Source organism: Streptomyces niger, from assembly GCF_000718305.1.
In the GTDB taxonomy this organism is placed as follows: domain Bacteria; phylum Actinomycetota; class Actinomycetes; order Streptomycetales; family Streptomycetaceae; genus Streptomyces; species Streptomyces niger.
Genome location: NZ_JOFQ01000007.1, coordinates 262,746 through 279,963 on the forward strand (window position 1 = coordinate 262,746; position 17,218 = coordinate 279,963).

Annotated in this window: 15 protein-coding genes; 6 read left to right on the top strand and 9 right to left on the bottom strand. The window is 74.4% G+C overall.

The genetic code is table 11. The features are described from left to right. Positions 1-26 precede the first annotated feature (26 nt). From IF20_RS15465 to IF20_RS15490, 6 genes are all read right to left on the bottom strand, one after another. Positions 27-725, bottom strand: coding sequence for a TetR/AcrR family transcriptional regulator (locus IF20_RS15465; RefSeq protein ID WP_052865734.1), 699 nt, complete (start codon positions 723-725; stop codon positions 27-29). 65 nt (positions 726-790) lie between these two features. After that, positions 791-1,885 carry a PDR/VanB family oxidoreductase gene (locus IF20_RS15470; protein WP_052865735.1) on the bottom strand — a complete coding sequence of 365 codons (1,095 nt, stop codon included), beginning with the start codon at positions 1,883-1,885 and terminating at the stop codon, positions 791-793. A 1-nt stretch (position 1,886) separates the two neighbouring features. Beyond that, positions 1,887-2,801: a metal-dependent hydrolase gene (locus tag IF20_RS15475; protein WP_052865736.1), complete on the bottom strand. Its 915-nt coding sequence runs from the start codon at positions 2,799-2,801 to the stop codon at positions 1,887-1,889. A gap of 166 nt (positions 2,802-2,967) precedes the next feature. After that, on the bottom strand, positions 2,968-4,953 hold the full coding sequence (locus tag IF20_RS15480) for a hypothetical protein (protein ID WP_052865737.1): 1,986 nt from the start codon (positions 4,951-4,953) through the stop codon (positions 2,968-2,970). Positions 4,954-5,019: 66 nt separating this feature from the next. Continuing rightward, the gene (locus tag IF20_RS40505) at positions 5,020-5,256 is read right to left on the bottom strand and encodes a DUF397 domain-containing protein (RefSeq protein WP_030256868.1); all 237 of its coding nucleotides are present in this window, start codon (positions 5,254-5,256) and stop codon (positions 5,020-5,022) included. A gap of 134 nt (positions 5,257-5,390) precedes the next feature. Continuing rightward, a complete protein-coding gene (locus IF20_RS15490; RefSeq protein ID WP_052865738.1) occupies positions 5,391-8,543 on the bottom strand; it encodes an alpha-N-acetylglucosaminidase in 3,153 nt (1,050 codons plus the stop codon). A gap of 311 nt (positions 8,544-8,854) precedes the next feature. On the opposite strand from IF20_RS15490, the gene IF20_RS15495 reads away from it, so the two are divergent. The 4 genes from IF20_RS15495 (at position 8,855) to IF20_RS15510 (ending at position 12,869) form a co-directional block, all read left to right on the top strand. Next, positions 8,855-9,646, top strand: coding sequence for a GNAT family N-acetyltransferase (locus IF20_RS15495; protein ID WP_052865739.1), 792 nt, complete (start codon positions 8,855-8,857; stop codon positions 9,644-9,646). Beyond that, positions 9,643-10,500: a lysophospholipid acyltransferase family protein gene (locus IF20_RS40510; protein ID WP_267881132.1), complete on the top strand. Its 858-nt coding sequence runs from the start codon at positions 9,643-9,645 to the stop codon at positions 10,498-10,500. The genes IF20_RS15495 and IF20_RS40510 overlap by 4 nt, the downstream gene beginning before the upstream one ends. Positions 10,501-10,562: 62 nt before the next feature. Beyond that, on the top strand, positions 10,563-11,342 hold the full coding sequence (locus IF20_RS15505) for a hypothetical protein (RefSeq protein ID WP_052865740.1): 780 nt from the start codon (positions 10,563-10,565) through the stop codon (positions 11,340-11,342). Positions 11,343-11,411: 69 nt separating this feature from the next. Further along, the gene (locus IF20_RS15510; protein WP_052865741.1) at positions 11,412-12,869 is read left to right on the top strand and encodes a PepSY-associated TM helix domain-containing protein; all 1,458 of its coding nucleotides are present in this window, start codon (positions 11,412-11,414) and stop codon (positions 12,867-12,869) included. Between the two features lie 63 nt (positions 12,870-12,932). On the opposite strand, the gene IF20_RS15515 is transcribed toward IF20_RS15510, so the two are convergent. From IF20_RS15515 to IF20_RS15525, 3 genes are all read right to left on the bottom strand, one after another. Beyond that, positions 12,933-13,502, bottom strand: a complete 570-nt coding sequence (locus IF20_RS15515) for a winged helix-turn-helix domain-containing protein (protein ID WP_052865742.1) — start codon at positions 13,500-13,502, stop codon at positions 12,933-12,935. Between the two features lie 341 nt (positions 13,503-13,843). Beyond that, positions 13,844-14,872 carry a glutamine synthetase gene (gene glnII, locus IF20_RS15520; RefSeq protein WP_052865743.1) on the bottom strand — a complete coding sequence of 343 codons (1,029 nt, stop codon included), beginning with the start codon at positions 14,870-14,872 and terminating at the stop codon, positions 13,844-13,846. A gap of 183 nt (positions 14,873-15,055) precedes the next feature. Then, positions 15,056-15,469: an organic hydroperoxide resistance protein gene (locus IF20_RS15525; RefSeq protein ID WP_052865744.1), complete on the bottom strand. Its 414-nt coding sequence runs from the start codon at positions 15,467-15,469 to the stop codon at positions 15,056-15,058. Between the two features lie 205 nt (positions 15,470-15,674). Here IF20_RS15525 and IF20_RS15530 point away from each other — a divergent pair, with 205 nt between their 5' ends. Further along, entirely contained in the window at positions 15,675-16,172 is a 498-nt protein-coding gene (locus IF20_RS15530; protein ID WP_052865943.1) for a MarR family winged helix-turn-helix transcriptional regulator, read from the top strand. 162 nt (positions 16,173-16,334) lie between these two features. After that, a complete protein-coding gene (locus IF20_RS15535) occupies positions 16,335-17,207 on the top strand; it encodes a HalD/BesD family halogenase (RefSeq protein ID WP_052865745.1) in 873 nt (290 codons plus the stop codon). The last annotated feature ends 11 nt before the right edge of the window (positions 17,208-17,218 follow it).

Here is a 17,218-nt window from a genome sequence, read left to right on the forward strand (position 1 = left end):
CGGGACGCTCCGGGGCCGGGCTCCGCTCAGACCTCGGTCGGGACCAGCGCGAAGAGGCGGGCGGCCAGCTCCGCGAAGGGACCGTCGATCGGTTCGGCGGCGAGGATCGCCCGCAGCGTCCCCGCCATCTCCTCGTCGTACGCGGCGCTCACCGCGGCCAGCGCGGCGAAGTCGTGCACCAACTGCCGTTCCAGCTCGGCGCGGGGGATGCGCTTGCCGTCCAGCCACTGCAGGGCGGTGGACTCCGCGAGCGAGATCCAGGAGCGGATCACCAGCTCCATGCGCGGCGCCGGGACCGTCAGGCCCAAGTGGTCGACGATCTGCTCGTAGGCGGACTGCCGGACACCGTTGATCATCGCGCTGGTGCGGCTGGACCCGACGGCCGGGCCGCCGCGCATCAGCGCCGAGAAGCCGGGCCCGTGCTCGTCGACGAAGTCGAAGAAGCGGCCCATCACCCGCAGCAGCCGCTCGCCCAGCGGGCCCTCGCGCGGCTCGACGAAGCGTGCGGCCAGCTCGTCGGCGGCCCGGCCCAGCGCCGCCTCGTACAGGCTCTGCTTGCCGGGGAAGTAGTGGTAGACCAGCGGCCGCGAGATGCCCGCGGCCTCGGCTATCTCGTCGATGGACACGTCCTCCGGGGCGCGGTGGCTGAAGAGGCCCAGTGCCACGGAGATCAGCTGTTCACGGCGTTCCTCGACACCCATCCTGCGGCGCACCCCGGTCGTCATGCGAACACCCTAACGACCGGGGTGCGGCAGCGGTATGCCAGCGGCGGTGACCGGCCGGACCCGCGCTACAGGTCCAGCACCAGGCGTTCTCCGTGGCACCGTGAGACGCAGATCAGCATCTGCTCGTCCCGCTCGGCGTCGGTCAGCAGCTCGTCGCGGTGGTCGATGTCGCCCTCGACCACGTGCTGCCGACAGGTGCCGCAGAACCCCTGCTCACAGCTGTACGGCAGGTCCGGCAGCGCCTGTTCGCGGAGGGCGCGCAGGATGCTCCGGTCCTCGGCCACCGTGACCGTTCGGCCGGTGCGCCGCAGCTCGACCTCGAAGGCGCCGCCCGCCGCGCCGGCGCCCGCGGCAACCGGCGCGAACGCCTCGGTGTGCAGCTCCAGTCCGTCCGGCAGCAGCCCGGCGACCGCGTCCATCAGGGGCTGCGGGCCGCAGCAGTAGACGGCGGAGTGCGGCGGCGCGTCGGCCAGCGCGGCGGCCGGATCCGGCCGCCCGTCCTCGTCCTCGGCGACGATCGTCACCCGGTCCCCGTCCGCGCCCGCCAGCTTCTCGATCTCCGCGAGGAACGGCATCGAGGCGCGCGACCGCCCGCCGTAGAGCAGCCGCCAGGGCACGCCCTCGCGCTCGGCCTGCCGGAGCATCGGCAGGATCGGCGTGATACCGATGCCGCCCGCGATGAAGAGGTAGGCGTGGGACTCGGCCAGCCGGAAGCGGTTGCGCGGCCCGCGCACCGTCACGACCGTGCCTTCCTGGAGCTGCTCGTGCACCTCGCGCGAGCCGCCCCGGCCGTCCTCGACGAGCCGGGTGGCGACGGTGTACGTGCCGGTGTCGGCCGGGTCGCCGCAGAGCGAGTACTGCCGCACCGCGCCCGAGGGCAGTACCAGATCGATGTGCGCGCCCGGCTCCCAGCCCGGCAGCGACTCGCCCTTCAGCCGCAGCCGTACGACACCCTCGGCCTCTTCGGCGCGCTCGACGACGAGGAGTTCGCGGCGCCCGGTGCCGGTCCGGCCGGTGCCGGATATCGGCTGCTCCAGGGCCGGCATCGGCCACAGTGGGGAGTCCTTGACCCGGCGGCGCAGGGCCCGGGTGACGAGCACGGCCGCGCCGGTGGCGACCACGGCGGCGCGCAGACGCCGGGAGCGGAGGACGGTGGTCATGTCAGGCGATTCCACGGGTGCGGGCGTCGGCTGCGGTCGCGGCGGGGGAGGCGGCGAGGTAGGCGGCGGCCTGCGCTGTGCTGCCGTACTGCGAGGGGTGGTACGTGCGGTGCAGGTACTGCGGGATCGTGCGGGCCACGGCGCCGGTGGTCGGCAGCACGCCCTGCCGCCCGGCGCGGAAGAACTCCTTGAAGGACGCCTTGCCTTCGAGGAGCGTCGGGTCGTTCGCCATGAAGAAGCGCACGCCGCGCTGCCACAGGAAGACCAGCGCGGCGAAGGCGGTGGCCCAGGTGCGGGTGCGGCGCCGGTAGCCGCCGTCGAGGTGCACGAAGAGGTCGAAGGCGACCGAGCGGTGCTCGACCTCCTCGGCGCCGTGCCAGCGCAGCAGGTCCAGCATGGTCGGATCGGCGCCCTTGGCGTCCAGCGCCTCGGCGTTGAGCACCCAGTCGCCGAGGAACGCGGTGTAGTGCTCGATCGCGGCGATCAGCGCGACCCGCTCCAGCAGCCACCAGTGCCGGGCCCGGCCCGGCGGCAGGGTGCGGTCGCCGAGCAGCTTCTCGAAGAGCCAGTCGACCTGGGCCGTGTACGGCGTGGGGTCCAGCCCCTGTTCCTTCAGGTGCGGCAGTACGTCGTCGTGGGCCTGGGAGTGCATCGCCTCCTGGCCGATGAACCCGATGACGTCGGCGCGCAGCCGCTCGTCCCGGATGGAGGGCAGCACCTGCTTGTAGACGTGCACGAACCAGCGCTCGCCGGCCGGCAGCAGGAGGTGCAGCACGTTGATGGTGTGGGTGGTGGCCGGGTCGCCGGGGACCCAGTGCAGGGGCGTCCCGCTCCAGTCGAAAGCGACGTTGCGGGCCTTCAGCGGAGTGTGTTCCGACGCGACCGGCGCGGGCCGCAACGAGGCCTTGTTAGACATGACGTCAATGTACTGGCGAGTAAGAAGGAGCGACAGCCCCTTGCGAGAGGTTTTCCCGTCGGCACGCGAACCGGTTCACGTACCGGCACGTGAACCGGCACGCGAAAGGGGTCACGGGCCGCGCCCGTGGCCCCTTTAGCGCTCCCGCTCCCACGCCCGCTCCGGCTCAGTGCAGCGCCGTGAACCTGCCGCCGTCCGGCAGCCGCGCCGACAGCCGCGCGTGCGCGCCCGCCGCCGCCCGCACCGCCAGCAGCCGGCCCTTCGTACGGCCGGCCACCCCGCCGTCCGCCGTCACCCCGCGCACCTTCCCGCTGCCCGCCGCGACCAGCCACCAGTGCCCGGCCGCCGACTTCCACAACACCCCGGCCAGCGCGTGCGGCGACCGCGGCCCGCAGGCCCGGCCGCCCTCCGCGCGGGCCGCCACCGCGCCCGGCGGATGGCGGCGCGCGCGCGGCCCGTCGTCGCCGCCGCCGTCACCTGCCACCGGCGCCTGGAACTGCGCCATCGTCCGGCTGCCCGGCCCGCGCCAGGTCTCGGCGCGGATGCACAGCCACGTCGCCGTCCCGCCGCGCTCCGGCAGCCGCTGGCGCGCGTACTCCCAGGCGTTCACCTCCCGCACGCCCAGCGCCCGGACGGCCGGCAGCCGGCAGGCCGTCCGCGCCCACGCGGTCCGCGCCGCCCGCCCCGTCGGCTCGTCCGCGCGGCCCGGCTGCCCGTACGTCAGCCGGGCCGGGGTCAGCTCGCCGAGATCGGTGTAGAGGCGCCCGGCCATCGTCAGCGCGGGCCAGCGGGTGCAGGACGGCCCGGGCGCCGGTGCGGGGGCGGTCACGCCGTCCGCCGTGCGGGGCAGCGCCGAGGCCCGCCCCTCCGGGCCGCCGGCGAGGTCCGCGCGCGTCACCTCGCGGACCCAAGGAGCCGTCAGATAACGCACGTTGCCGTCCGTGCGGCTGACCACCAGCGCCGCGGCGCCGGCCGTGTCCGCGCCGTCCGTGCGCGCGAAGTCCAGCACCGCGCCGCCGCCCGGACCGGCCACCGGCTCCGCGTACCGCACCACGCGCAGCCCGTCGTACAGCAGCACCACGGCCGCCCGGTCCACCTCGCCCGCGTACAGCAGCTGCGCGGGCCCCGCCGCGGGCCCGGTCGGGGTGCCGGGCGTCGCGGAGACCTGCACCCGGTCGCCGGGACGGGCCCAGGCGGCCAGCGCGCGGCGCAGCAGGGCCGTGTCGTGCGACCGGCCGCCACGCGCCGGCCAGACGGAGAAGTCCTCCCGCGCCGCGGTCCGCCAGGCGTCACCGGGGGCGCGGGTCAACTCGCCCGGATCCAGCGCCGCTTCGGCCGCGGCGTTGCGTGCGTACGGCGGCGTCGCGGCCCCGTCCCGACCCCAGCCGTCGCCCGGGAGCGCCAGCAGCGCCCCGCACACCACCGCGGCGACGCCTGCGGCCAGCGCGACGCGGACGTGCTGCCGCCGCCGGATCAGATCCGTCGGCCGCGCCTGCAGGGAGCAGGGGTCGAACTCGGCGGAGTCCAGCAGCGATCCGTCCCGGCTGCCCGCCGGGGCCGCGGCGCCGTCCGCCTCGGCCAGCGCGTCCCGCGGCTCCGCCACGCCCACCGCCGCCAGCACCCGCCGCACCTCGCGGTCGCCCATGCCCTCCAGGCCGCGCAGTGCGTACGCCGCGCGGGCCGGGGCCGACAGGGCGGAGAGCGCCTGGTCCAGGGCGAGTTCGTCGGCGCCGCCGGAGCGCGGGAAGAGCCGCAGCCCCCACACCTGGGGGAGCGGCGGCGGGAGCTGGGGGAGCGGCAGCCGCAGGCGCCCGAGCCGCAGCGCCGGGCGGTCGGCGGCGAGCGCCGCGCGCAGCACGCGCTGCCGGACGAAGGCGTAGCCCGGGTCCGGCGCGGGCCGGCCGTCGGCGCGCTGCGGGGGCAGCACGGTCCCCTCGGCGCCGGTGCGGTGCCGGGGGAGAGCCCGCTGGGTGACGGCGTGCGCGGTGAGCACCCGGCGGTTGCGGCCGAGGCGGGGCGGCAGGACCAGGTAGGCCAGCCGGACCAGCCGGGGATAGTGCTCCACGAGCGCGGCTTCCGCCTGTTCGACGTCGATGACGCCGAGCGGGGAGGTGCGGTCCGGTGGCGGGGTTATTGCCTGCTGCTGCTCCACGTTCCGTAGAACGAGTGATTCATGGGATGGTCACGTTGACCGCCCCGGCTCTGCGCGGTCCTCGGGTCAGCGCTGGCGGTCGAGGTCGAACTCGCCGTCCCGGGCGCCCAGCACGAAGGCGCGCCACTCGCCCTCGGTGTACCGCAGCACCACGTCGGGGTCGGTGGAGTTGCGCATGGCCACGGCGCCGCGCTCCAGGAACGCGATCTCCACGGCCTCCTCGGCGTCGCCGGGGGCGCGCTGCCAGACGGCGTCGGAGATGTCGAGGGCGTAGAGCCACTCCTTCTCGGCTGCGGCGCTCATGCGGTGCACTCCTCGCGATAGCCCGGACGGTACGGAGGTCAGCGTACGCCGCACGGGCCGGCCACGGGGAGCGAACGGACGACCCCGGACAGTGCCGCACCGTCCGGGGTCGCCGCCGCATTTCCGACGGTGTGTCAGTCCGTCCGCCAGTCGCTGAACTCCGCCCGGCCGCGGGCGCCCGAGCCGCCGTTGGCCGCCGTCATGTGCAGGCCGGCGTCCTGCGTGGCGGCCGTGCCGGGCACGGTGGCGGTGGCCACGGTCCGCCAGGTGGCGCCGTCGTCCGTGGAGAACTCGCCCTTGAACGCGCCGCCCGCGTCGCGGGAGAGCCGCAGCGTCACCGGCGCCTTGACGCCCGTCACGCGGTCGTAGCGGTCCAGCGTGCCGTCGCCGTCGGTGTCGTAGGACAGTGCGACGCCGTTGTCCGGCGTGACGGAGAGGTTCACGAACCCCGTCGAGTTTCCGGCGCCCAGGCTGTTGCGGACGACGATCCCGGCCCGTGCCCACGGCCCGCTCGCGGACTGCTCGGTGACCTTCACCGTCACCGAGCCGCCTGCGCGCAGGGCCCCCGGGCGGTAGACGGCGCCGAACTCGGCGGTGGCCTTCCACAGGTCGGTGCCGGCGCCGTCGATGGCGAACCGCCCGTCCAGTTGACCGAAAACCGCCTCGTTGGTGGTGACCGTGCGCAGCTCCTCGTCCAGCGGTCCGGCCACGAAGAGCGAGCCGGACTGCACCGCCGAGACCGCCGTCTCGCCCTTCGGCCCGTAACTCACCGTCAGTTCGTACGGCATCGGCTTGAGCGGCGACGTCAGTGGCTCGGCGGGTGCCGCGATCCGCCAGTCGACGTCTCCCTTGCCGCCGGCCGGTATCGACGGCAGCGAGACGGGGCCGCGGTCCTCGGCGTCCAGCCCGCTCAGCGCGAAGTCCACCCGGCCGGTGTCCCGCAGCCCGCTGAGGTTGTGCAGGGTCGCGGTGAGGGTGGTCGCGCCGCCCGGCTCCATGGTGGCGGGCTCGGCGGCGACGACGACCCGGCCCTGGTACGGGGCCCTGGCGAGCACGTCGTACACCTTCCGGGCGGTGCGGTAGGCGTCGGTGGTGGGGCGCAGCGGGTAGTCCTTGCGCTCCCGCGTCCACGGCTCCTCGATCGCGTACCAGTCGAACGTCTTCGGCTTCCGGTCGGCGGCGAGCGCGTCCTCCAGCTCGTCGAGGTACCGCTGCCACTGCGGGAGGTGGAAGTCGCCGATCAGACCGTGCCAGTCGCGGTTGGCGTAGTTGGCGAGCTTCCCGCCGTCCACGGTGGCCCGGTCCGCCCAGGTCGTGATCAGCACCCGCGCGGTGCGCTCCAGCTGCGCCTGCTCCTTTGCGCCGGTCGCCATCCGCTTGGCGGCGTCCAGCCAGGGACCGAGGAGGAAGTGGCGGTGCGCGCCGGTCATGTCCTCGCTCAGCCGCATGAGTTGCAGCCACAGCTTGGCGAGCTTGCGGAAGGCGTCCAAGTCCTTGCGCTTGTACGCGTCCTGGAGCTGGGGGATCAGCTGCCAGGAGCGATTCGCCAGGGCCTGCCGGGCCAGGTCGGTCAGGTCCAGGCGGTAGGCGTCGCTGTTGCGCAGCGCGGGCCGGACGCCCAGCAGCGCGGCGAACGCGACGTCGAACCGGCCCAGATCGAATGCGGGCGTGTGGGTGGCGTAGTGCGTGCCGGACCGGGCCGACAGGGACGGGCGCGCCGCGAAGATCGAGTCGTGCGGACGGCCGTCCTTGCTGCTGATCTCGTACGCGCTCTCCCGGAGCGCCGCGAACGTCGCCCGGGCCTTGGCGTCCCGGCCGCCGTACCGCGCGTCCGCGTACCCCTCGAACCACGACGTGCGGTCCACCGGATCGTCCCGCCAGGCCAGCTCGCTGAACAGCTCGAACGCGGCCGGGTCGCGCTCGGCGGCCTCGGCCATGTACGCCGTGCCGACCAGCTTGCTGCCCTTCTTGTCCCGCCATGTGGTGAATCGCTCGGACCACATGTGGGTCTTGGCCCCTATGGTCGTCCGGCCGCCGAAGTTGGGGATGGTGCCGAACGCGTACGGGACGTCGCCCCAGTCCGCCTCCCGGTCCTTGACGGTCTCCAGGTCGGAGAGGCCGTCCACAATCAGCAGGTGCTTGTGGTCGACGGCGTCCAGCAGGTCGCGCCGCGGGTTCTCCTGCCAGCCGAGGATCACCCAGACGGCGTCCTTGTGCGCGGCCAGCATCGCCTTCTCCACGGCCTTCGCCGCGGCCGGCACCGGCACGTCGCCGGGGTCGCCGCCCTCGTGCAGCAGGTCCATCTTGAAGTGCCGGACGGTCCCGAAGACCTCCTTCTGGTGGCGGTAGAAGGACCGCGCCACCTTCCCGAAGACCGCGGTACGCGGGTCCAGCCAGTCCGGGCGCTTCAGGCCCGACCAGGTGCCCTGCGGCACGACCCGGGCGCCCGGGTTGCGCTTCACGAAGCCGTCCGGGACGGTGCCGAAGTAGCCCGGCAGGACCGGATGCATCCCCAGCGACCGCAGCCGGTCGGCGATCCGGCGGCCCAGCGCGGTGCGCTTGGCGAGCAGCGCCTTGCTGACCGGGCCGCCGTAGCCGCTCATGTTCTGCAGCAGCCACCACGGCTGGTGGGTGGGGGCCGGCAGCCAGGCCCGCGCCTCGGCGTCGGAGTACCCGAAGTCCTGGAGCAGCCGGTGGTACACGGCCTCCGAGCCCGCGGTGACCAGCACCTCGTTCACGCCGTGCAGCGCGAGGACGTCGATGGTGCGCTCCCAGTGCGCCCAGTCGGCGTACGGCGCGGTGTAGCCGTCGTGCGTGTCGTTGAGCGCGAAGCGGTGCGCGAGTTTCGTGGCGCGTTCCAGCGGTGCCTTGGGCGCGGGGAGCTTCGCGGGGAGGTTCAGCTGCTCGCCGGCCCAGGAGATGTGGGCCCGGCAGACGTACTTGAGGTACCAGTTGACGCCGGTCAGCATCGCGGCGGGACTGGTGCCGGCGACCTCGATGCGGCCGGGGGAGCCGGTGACGCGGAACCGCTCGGAGGTGCCGGCGGCTCGTTTCTGCGGGGTGAGGCGGAACTGGTCGGCGTGGCGGGGGAGGAGGCGCTGGAGCGCGGCGCGCGCGGGTGCGGTGTCGAAGAGAGCTGCGAGGGGGGAGCGGCCCGTAGGGCCCGCGGGGCGCGCCGGCTCCGGTACGGCGGAGGCGGCCATGGCGGGGGTATGCCCGCCGACCACGGCGGCGACACCCAGGGCGCCGGCGGTACCCAACACGTTGCGTCTGGTGACGTGGCTCACGCATGCCCCCACTGCTCGGCAGTATCAACGGTTACGTGCGAGGGAAAACGCTAACGGTCGATCAGCTCGTAACCAAGGATGCTGATACGACCAGAACGCGCCGAATGTCGCTGCTGTGGGCCGGTGGAGTGAATGGGGGCGCGCGTGCTCGCGGGCACGCGTGTGTCCGCGGCGCCGGACGTTGGCCGGGCCCTTCGGGGGCCAGTGTTCGGCGGTTTCTTACCCGCGCTCCTCCTGGGCTTCACGCGACGGGGCGGCGGGCGGGGGAACAGTCGACCGGGCGGACCCCGCTCAACCGGATCGGAGCTGTCATGTCCACATCTCTTCCGACGACGACACCGTACCCGCAAGCCCGTCCCACGCCGCGCGTCCCCGCCGCGTACACCACCGCCATCGCCGACTCCACCGCGCAGATCCGCGCCGCGCAGCGGCTGCGTCACCTGGTCTTCGGCGAGGAGATGGGCGCCACCCTGCACTCCCCGCTGCCCGGCCACGACATCGACGACCACGACGACCTCGCGGACCACCTGATCGTGACCGAAACCGCGACGGGCGACGTGGTCGGCACCTACCGGCTGCTGCCGCCGGGCCGCAGCGAACGGCTCTACTCCGACGGCGAGTTCGACCTCGCCGCGCTGGCCGACCTGCGCCCCTCGCTCATCGAGGCCGGCCGCTCCTGCGTCCACCCCGACCACCGCACCGGCGCCGTCATCAACCAGATGTGGGCCGCCCTCGCCCGCTACACCCTGCTCTCCGGCCACCGCTACCTCGCCGGCTGCGCCTCCGTCCCGCTCGCCGACGGCGGGCAGTGCGCCCGGGCCGCCTGGGAGCTGGGCCGGACCAAGCACGCCGCGCCCGAGGAGCTGCGCGTACGGCCGCTCTGCCCCTGGCTGCCGGACGCGGGAACCCGGCCCGCCGCGACCGGTGCCGCCGCCTACGCGCAACTGCCGCCCCTGCTCCGCGGCTACCTGCGGGTGGGCGCCTGGGTGTGCGGGGCGCCCGCGCACGACCCCGAGTTCGACGTGGCCGACTTCTTCGTGGTGCTGGACATGGACCGGCTGAGCGACCGGTACCGGCGCTTCTTCCTGGGCGACCAGCGGTGAGCGCCCACAGCGCGGCCCCCGGCGCCGCCCGGCCCGGCGTCTGGGACACCCTCTCCACCTGCACGTCCGGCTGCATCGCGCACGGCGCGCCCCGGGTGCCGCTCGCCGGGACCGCGCGCCGCGCCGCGTCCTTCGCGCACGTTCTGCTGCGGGCCGCGGCCGACCGGGACCGGCTCGCCGAACCCGGCCGGCTGCGGCGCCACGCCCGCGCCGCACTCGGCGCGCTGGAGGTGGCGCTCGCCCACGAAGGCCCGCTGCTGACGGTCGGGCCGGAGGAGGCCGGCGGCGCCGCCCGGACCGGCACGCTCGTCGTCGCCAACCACATCTCCTGGCTCGACATCCTCGCGCTGCTCGCCGTCGAACCGGTCCCCATGCTCGCCAAACGCGAGGTCGCCGGCTGGCCCGTCATGGGCCCGCTCGCCCGGCGCGCCGGCACCCGCTTCCTCGACCGCGGCAGTCCGCGCGCCCTGCCGCTCGCGGTGGCCGACCTCGCGGCGGCGCTGCGCGGCGGCCGGTCGGTGGTGGTCTACCCGCAGGCCACGACGTGGTGTTCGGCGACCGACGGGGACTTCCGGCGGGCCACGTTCCAGGCGGCCGTCGACGCGGGCGCGCCGGTACGGCCGGTCACCGTCCAGTACCTGCAGCACGGCACGCCCTCCACGGTGGCCTCCTTCGTCGGCGAGGAGGATCTGGCGTCCTCGCTGCGCCGGGTGCTCGCGGCGGGCGGGCTCACCGCCCGGGTCACGGTGCACGCGCCGCTGCTGCCGGACGGCCGGGACCGGCGGGAACTGGCGGCCGCCGCCCAATCGGTGGTGCTCGGCCGCCGGTACCGGGAGCCGGCCCGCCACGTGTGACGCCGCCCGGTGCGGCCACCCGGGAGTCGGCGGGCCCCGCCCGGGTGACAGGATGGCGGCCCGTGACCTCCGATGCCCGCCCGCCGTTCCGCGCCGTGCGCGCCGCGCTCTTCGCGGCCGTGTGCGTGGTGCTGGCGGCGGCCGGGCACGCGGCCATGTCCGGGCACGGCATCCCGCCCGGTGTGCTGGGCGCGGCCCTCGCCGTCGTCGGCGCGGCGGCCTGGCTCGCCGCGGGCCGGCAGCGCGGCCTGCCCGCCATCACCGGCGGCGTGCTGACCGTACAGGCCGCCCTCCACCTGGCCTTCGCCGCCGCACAGGGCCCCGGGGCCGCGCACGCGGCCGGCGCCCCGATGACCTGCGGCATGTCCGGTACGGCCGGGACGCACGGCGCCATGGGGGCGCACGGCGTCATGGGCATGCACGGGATGACGGGCATGCCCGGTGCGACAGGCGCGCACGCCGCTCACGGCATGGGCGCCGGGCACGGCATGGGCGCCGGGCACGGTATGGGCGCCGGGCACGACATGGCAGGCGGGATGTCCGTCGGCATGACGGCCGCGCACCTCCTCGCCGCCCTACTCTGCGCGCTCTGGCTCCGGCACGGCGAGGCCGCCTTCTTTCAACTGCTGCGGTGCGTGGCGGCGCTGGCCTTCCGGGCGCTGCGGCTGCTCGTCGCGGTCTGCCGCGGGCCGGCGCCGGACCGCCGGGTACGCGTCCCGGCCCGTACCCGGCCGCGCGTGCCCCGCTGGGAACTGCTCACCGACGCCGTCAGCCGGCGCGGCCCGCCATGGGGCGCGGTGCTCCGTATCACCGCGCCCGCCGGACCGCCCCTGCCCTGCTGACGACCGGGCCGGGACACGGCCGCGGCGCGGACATTCCGCATGTTCGCCGCTGAAAGGTGAAGCCTCACCATGTCCGTACTCGACCCTGCCCGCACACCCGCGGTCGCCGAGCCGCCGCCCCGGTCCGCCGGATGGCCCGCGCTGCGCCCCCTCGTGCTGCGGCTGCACTTCTACGCGGGGCTGCTGATCGCCCCGTTCCTGCTCGTCGCCGCCGTGACGGGCCTGCTCTACGCCGGTTCCCTCCAGGCGGAGAAGATCGTGTACGCGCACGAACTCCGCACCGAGCCCGGCGGTACCGCCCTCCCGCTCTCCCGCCAGGTGGCCGCGGCGCTGCGCGCGCACCCCGAGGGCACGCTGACGGCGGTCCGGCCGCCCGACGGGCCGGACGCCACGACCCGGGTGATCCTTGACGCCCCGGGCCTGAAGGACGACAACTCCCTGGCCGTCTTCGTCGACCCGTACACCGGCGAGGTGCGCGGGTCGCTGGAGAGCTACGGCAGCTCCGGCGCGCTGCCGCTGCGTGCCACCCTCGACCACCTCCACCGCGACCTGCTGCTCGGCGAGCCCGGCCGGCTCTACAGCGAACTGGCCGCCAGCTGGCTGTGGGTGGTCGCGCTCGGCGGGGTGCTGCTGTGGCTCGGGCGGCGGCGCTCCGCACGGCGGCTGCGCGGCACGACGGGCCGGCGGCGCACGCTGTCCTGGCACGGCACGGTCGGCCTGTGGTCGGCGGTGGGCCTGGTCGCCCTGTCGGCCACCGGCCTGACCTGGTCGGCGTACGCGGGCGGGCACATCGGCCGACTGCAGGACGCGCTCGGCGGCGCCACCCCCGCCGTGTCGACGCAGGTCCCCGGCGCCGCGGAGATGCCGGGCACGGACCACGGCGCGCACGCGGGCCACGAGGGACATGCCGGGCACGAAGGGCACGCCGGGCACGAGGGGCACGTAGGCCACGCGGGCGGTTCCGGGGCCGACGGGCGCACCGGCCTCGACGCCACCTTGCGCACGGCGCGGCAGGAGGGGCTGTCCGGCCCCGTCGAGATCCGCGTACCGACCGCCTCGGCACCGGCCTACGTCGTCCAGCAGACCGACAAGCAGTGGCCCGAGCGCCTGGACTCGATCGCGGTCGACCCGGCGAGCGGGCAGGTCACCGACCGGCTCGACTTCGCCGACCATCCGCTGCTCGCCAAGGCCACCCGGTGGGGCATCGACCTCCACATGGGCCTGCTGTTCGGCCTCGCGAACCAGGTGGCGCTGGCCGCCCTGATGGTCGCGCTGATCCTGCTGATCGTCTGGGGCTACCGGATGTGGTGGCAGCGCCGGCCGCGCCGGGCCGCGGGCCCTCGGGGCGGCCGTGCTCATCCGCGCGGGGCCTGGCGGCGGGTGCCGCTCGCGGTGCTGCTGCCGCTGGCCGCGGCGACGGCCGTACTGGGCTGGTTCATGCCGCTGTTCGGCATCCCGCTGGCCGGGTTCCTGGTGCTCGATGCGTGCGCCGGGGCGGTGACCCGGCGGCGCGCACGGGCCGCCTGACCCGGCGGGCCGTGCGGAGGGCCGTGGGGTCCGGCCACACCGGTCGGGCCCCACGGCCCCGGGTCAGGAGACCGGCACGTACTTGTAGCCGACGCGGCGCACCGTCACGATCGACGAGCGGTGCGCCGCGCCCAGCTTGCGGCGCAGCCGGGCGATGTGGACGTCGACCGTGCGGCCGTCGCCGACATGGCCGTAGCCCCACACCGTCGTCACCAGCTGGTCGCGGGTGTGCACCCGCTGCGGGTGCGCCACCAGGTGGGCCAGCAGCTCGAACTCCAGGAAGGTGAGCTCCAGTTGGCGGCCCTGGACGTGGACGGTGCGGCGCTCGGGATCGACCTGGACGCCGCCCTCGCCGTAGACGGTGGCCGGGACGTTCGGAGCGACCGGTGCGGCCGGTGCCTCGGACTCGGGCTGCGTCTTCTCGGCGGCCGGTACGAGCACGAGGTAGCCGACCATAGGGGGCCGGCCCGGCAGCTCGGGCAGGGTGTGCGGGGGAGCCGGCAGCCAGGTGGCGTCGGCGCCGAGGAGGTCGGCGACCGGCGGAACTTCGCCGGGTGCCACGGCACGCAATCGGGGCGGGGCGGGAACGGTGGCCGTCGGAGGAGTGGCAGGAAGGGTTCGGACGTTCGTCATGGGGTCAGCTCTTTCGCGCAGAGGGGCGTCGGGGACGTCGTCGTGCGCGGGGCTGCCGCTTCAGCTGCGTTGCGGGCCCGCGCTCAATGCGCGCGGCAACACAGACGGTCGAAGAGGTGATCCTGCCGGGACGGCCAGAACGGCTCGAGGTCGGTGCGACCCGTCGCGTTGTGGTGGAAGCTGGCCATGCCCCTATTGAACCAGACCGGGCGTGATCTGTCCTTCGTCCACCCGCCGTACGGGCCCGCATGCGCGAGGGGCGCCCCGCGTCAAGCGGGGCGCCCCTCAAGGGAGTTGCGGCGGCCGGGAGCCACCACCCGGCCGGTCCGGCCGGCCCCGGATCAGACCTGGAGGGCCTTCTCCAGCGCGGTGCAGCAGGTGTCCACCATCAGGCGGGTGACCACATACGGGTCGACGTTGGCGTTCGGGCGGCGGTCCTCGATGTAGCCCTTCTTGTCCCGCGCGACCTGCCACGGGATGCGGACCGAGGCGCCGCGGTCGGACGCGCCGTAGCTGTACTGGTCCCAGGGGGCGGTCTCGTGGGCGCCGGTCAGGCGGTCCTCGATGCCGGTGCCGTACTGGCGCACGTGCTCCAGCGGCTTGCCCTCCTGGCCCAGCGCCTCGCACGCGGTGATGATCGCGTCGTAGCCCTCGCGCATCGCGCGGGTGGAGAAGTTGGTGTGCGCGCCCGCGCCGTTCCAGTCGCCCTTGGCCGGCTTGGCGTCCAGGGTGGCGGAGATGCCGTAGTCCTCGGCGGTGCGGTAGAGCAGCCAGCGCGCGACCCACATGTGGTCGGAGACCTCCAGCGGCGGCAGCGCGCCGACCTGGAACTCCCACTGGCCCGGCATGACCTCGGCGTTGATGCCGGAGATGCCCAGGCCGGCGGCGAGGCAGTTGTCCAGGTGCTTCTCGACGATCTCGCGGCCGAAGATCTCGTCGGCGCCGACACCGCAGTAGTAGCCGCCCTGCGGGGCGGGGAAGCCGCCCTCGGGGAAGCCGAGCGGGCGGGTGCCCTCGAAGAAGGTGTACTCCTGCTCGATGCCGAAGATCGGCTCCTGGTCCGCGAACTTCTCGGCGACCTCGCGCAGGGCGGCGCGGGTGTTGGAGGGGTGCGGGGTCATGTCGGTGTTGAACACCTCGCACAGGACGAGGATGCTCTCGCCGCCGCGGATCGGGTCCGGGCAGCTGAAGACGGGCTTGAGCACGAGGTCGGAGGCGTGACCCTCGGCCTGGTTGGTGCTCGAACCGTCGAAGCCCCACAGCGGCAGGTCGGCCAGCTCGGTGCGCTCGGCGAGGATCTTGGTCTTCGAGCGGAGCTTCGCCGTCGGCTTCGTGCCGTCGATCCAGATGTACTCGGCCTTGATGGTCACGGGGGCTTGCCTTCCTGCGGGGCAGTACGAATACGCGTGCGGGCGTACTGCTGCACCCTGGCAACGGGCCGTTTCCCGGCCATTGCTCGAATGTGAACCCCGTGTTACTCGGGCCCTCACGTGACGCACCCCACCCCGAGCGGGGGTGGGGCGTTCGCGGAGGTAACCGGGCATTGCGCCCGGTTATTCGACGACGATCTCCACGGGAATGTTGCCGCGGGTCGCCTTCGAGTACGGGCAGACCTCGTGCGCCTGCTCCACCAGCCGGGCGCCGGTCCCGTCGGCCAGCGCGTCCGGGAGCTCCACGCGCAGCGTGACGGAGAGGCCGAAACCGCCGGCCGGGTCCGAGCTGATGCCGACCTCGGCGGTCACCGACACGTCCTTGGTGTCCACCTTCGCCTGCCGGCCGACCAGGCCCAGCGCGCTGGCGAAGCAGGCCGCGTAACCGGCCGCGAACAGCTGCTCCGGGTTGGTGCCCGCGCCGTCGCCGCCGAGCGCGGGCGGCATGGCCAGCGTCAGGTCCAGCTGCCCGTCGGAGCTCACGGCCCGGCCGTCCCGTCCGCTGGCGGTGGCCACGGCGGTGTACAGAGCGCTCATCAGAACCATCCCTCTCGGAGATACGGGACCGGTCGGCCGTCCGTCCGGCCACCGGTCTCCCTGGTGGTGCCACTAGAGCACACAATTAAATGGTGCACAACTTAAATGCGAGTAACTATGACGTGTGCAATCGGGCTGCGGGCGATCAGAGAGCGCGCAAAGCAGGCGAAGGTAGGGTGGCGGCATGGTGGAGACGGAGGAGAAGATGACCGGCCGGACGGAAGCGGGCCCGGCGGCCGAGGCCGCGCCGCAGGACTACCTCCGGCTCGACCAGCAGATCTGCTTCGCGCTGCACGCGGCGACCCGCGCGTTCGGCGGCCTCTATCGCACCGCCCTGCGCGACCTCGGCCTCACCTACCCCCAGTACCTGGTCATGCTGGTCCTCTGGGAGCACGGCGAGCTGCCCGTGAAACAGATCGGCGCCCACCTCCGGCTCGACTCCGGCACCCTCTCCCCGCTGCTCAAGCGCCTGGAAGCGGCCGGCCTGGTACGCCGGGAGCGCAGCGCCGCCGACGAGCGCTCCGTCACCGTCCACCTCACCGACGCCGGCGCGGCCCTGCGCACGTCCGCCGAGGAGGTGCCCCGGCGGATCGCTGCCGCAACCGGCCTCCCCCTCGCCGAACTCGCCGATCTCCGCGGCCGGCTGACCGCGCTCACGGCGTCCCTCGACGCCGCCTCCCTCGACGGTCCGGACTGCGACTGACCCCGCCCGCGGCGGCCCGACGTCGGAGTTTCCCCGTCCACACCCCACGCCATGCCCGGGGGACCCGTGTGCCGTGTCACAGTCGCAAAGTGTCCCTGTGCTACGTCAACTGCGTTACTCATCCGTAGAGTTGGGGCGTCCGCCCCGCGTGGAGAGGATCGCATGAGCACTCTGGAAGCCACGACGCTCGACCAGGTGGTCGACACGACCCGCTACCCCCTGACGGAACTGGACGGAGCCGACGGCCGGGCCGTGATCGCCCGGGCCCGCCGCGACCTGGCCGGGACCGGCTGCACCGTACTGCCGAACTTCGTCCGCCCCGCCCTGCGCGACCTGCTGCGACAGGAATGCTCCGCACTCGCCCCCCGAGCGCACTACGACGTCGAGACGGTCAACGTCTACAACATCGCGGTCGACGCCTCGCTGCCCGCCGACCACCCCGGCCGCATCCCCTTCGAGCGGGGGAACGCCTTCGTCGCCCGGGACCGCATCCCGAGCGCCGCGCTGATCAGCCAGCTCTACACCCACGAAGCGTTCCGCACGTTCATCGCCCGCTGCTTCGGCCTCGCCGAGCTGCACGAACTCGCCGACCCGCTCGCCGGACTCGTCCTCAACGTCGTCGAACCGGGCCGGGAGCACCCCTGGCACTTCGACACCAACGAGTTCACCGTCAGCATGCTCACCCAGGAAGCCGAGGACGGCGGCGCCTTCGAGTACTGCCCCGGCATCCGCTCCGCCGACGACGAGCACTTCGACGACGTCCGGGACGTCCTCTCCGGGCGCGGCGAACACCTGGTCCGCCGCCTCCCGCTGCACACCGGCGACCTCCAACTGTTCAAGGGCCGCTACTCCCTGCACCGCGTGAGCCCCGTCGCGGGCGCCACCTCGCGGCACTCGGCGATCTTCGCGTACAGCGAGCGCCCCGGCGTCGTCGGCAGTGTGGCCCGCACCCGCCAGCTCTTCGGTCGGGTGCTCCCCGAACACCTCGCCGCAGCCGAGAAGCGTGCGGTACGGGGCGACCAACTGCTGGACTGAGCCCCCGCGGG

Excerpts from the sequence above, each read along its gene's own strand:
- IF20_RS15465 (WP_052865734.1), bottom strand. The coding sequence starts at position 725 with ATGACGACCGGGGTGCGCCGCAGGATGGGTGTCGAGGAACGCCGTGAA.
- IF20_RS15470 (WP_052865735.1), bottom strand. The coding sequence starts at position 1,885 with ATGACCACCGTCCTCCGCTCCCGGCGTCTGCGCGCCGCCGTGGTCGCC.
- IF20_RS15475 (WP_052865736.1), bottom strand. The coding sequence starts at position 2,801 with ATGTCTAACAAGGCCTCGTTGCGGCCCGCGCCGGTCGCGTCGGAACAC.
- IF20_RS40505 (WP_030256868.1), bottom strand. The coding sequence starts at position 5,256 with ATGAGCGCCGCAGCCGAGAAGGAGTGGCTCTACGCCCTCGACATCTCC.
- IF20_RS15495 (WP_052865739.1), top strand. The coding sequence starts at position 8,855 with ATGTCCACATCTCTTCCGACGACGACACCGTACCCGCAAGCCCGTCCC.
- IF20_RS15510 (WP_052865741.1), top strand. The coding sequence starts at position 11,412 with ATGTCCGTACTCGACCCTGCCCGCACACCCGCGGTCGCCGAGCCGCCG.
- IF20_RS15515 (WP_052865742.1), bottom strand. The coding sequence starts at position 13,502 with ATGACGAACGTCCGAACCCTTCCTGCCACTCCTCCGACGGCCACCGTT.
- IF20_RS15525 (WP_052865744.1), bottom strand. The coding sequence starts at position 15,469 with ATGAGCGCTCTGTACACCGCCGTGGCCACCGCCAGCGGACGGGACGGC.
- IF20_RS15530 (WP_052865943.1), top strand. The coding sequence starts at position 15,675 with ATGACCGGCCGGACGGAAGCGGGCCCGGCGGCCGAGGCCGCGCCGCAG.
- IF20_RS15535 (WP_052865745.1), top strand. The coding sequence starts at position 16,335 with ATGAGCACTCTGGAAGCCACGACGCTCGACCAGGTGGTCGACACGACC.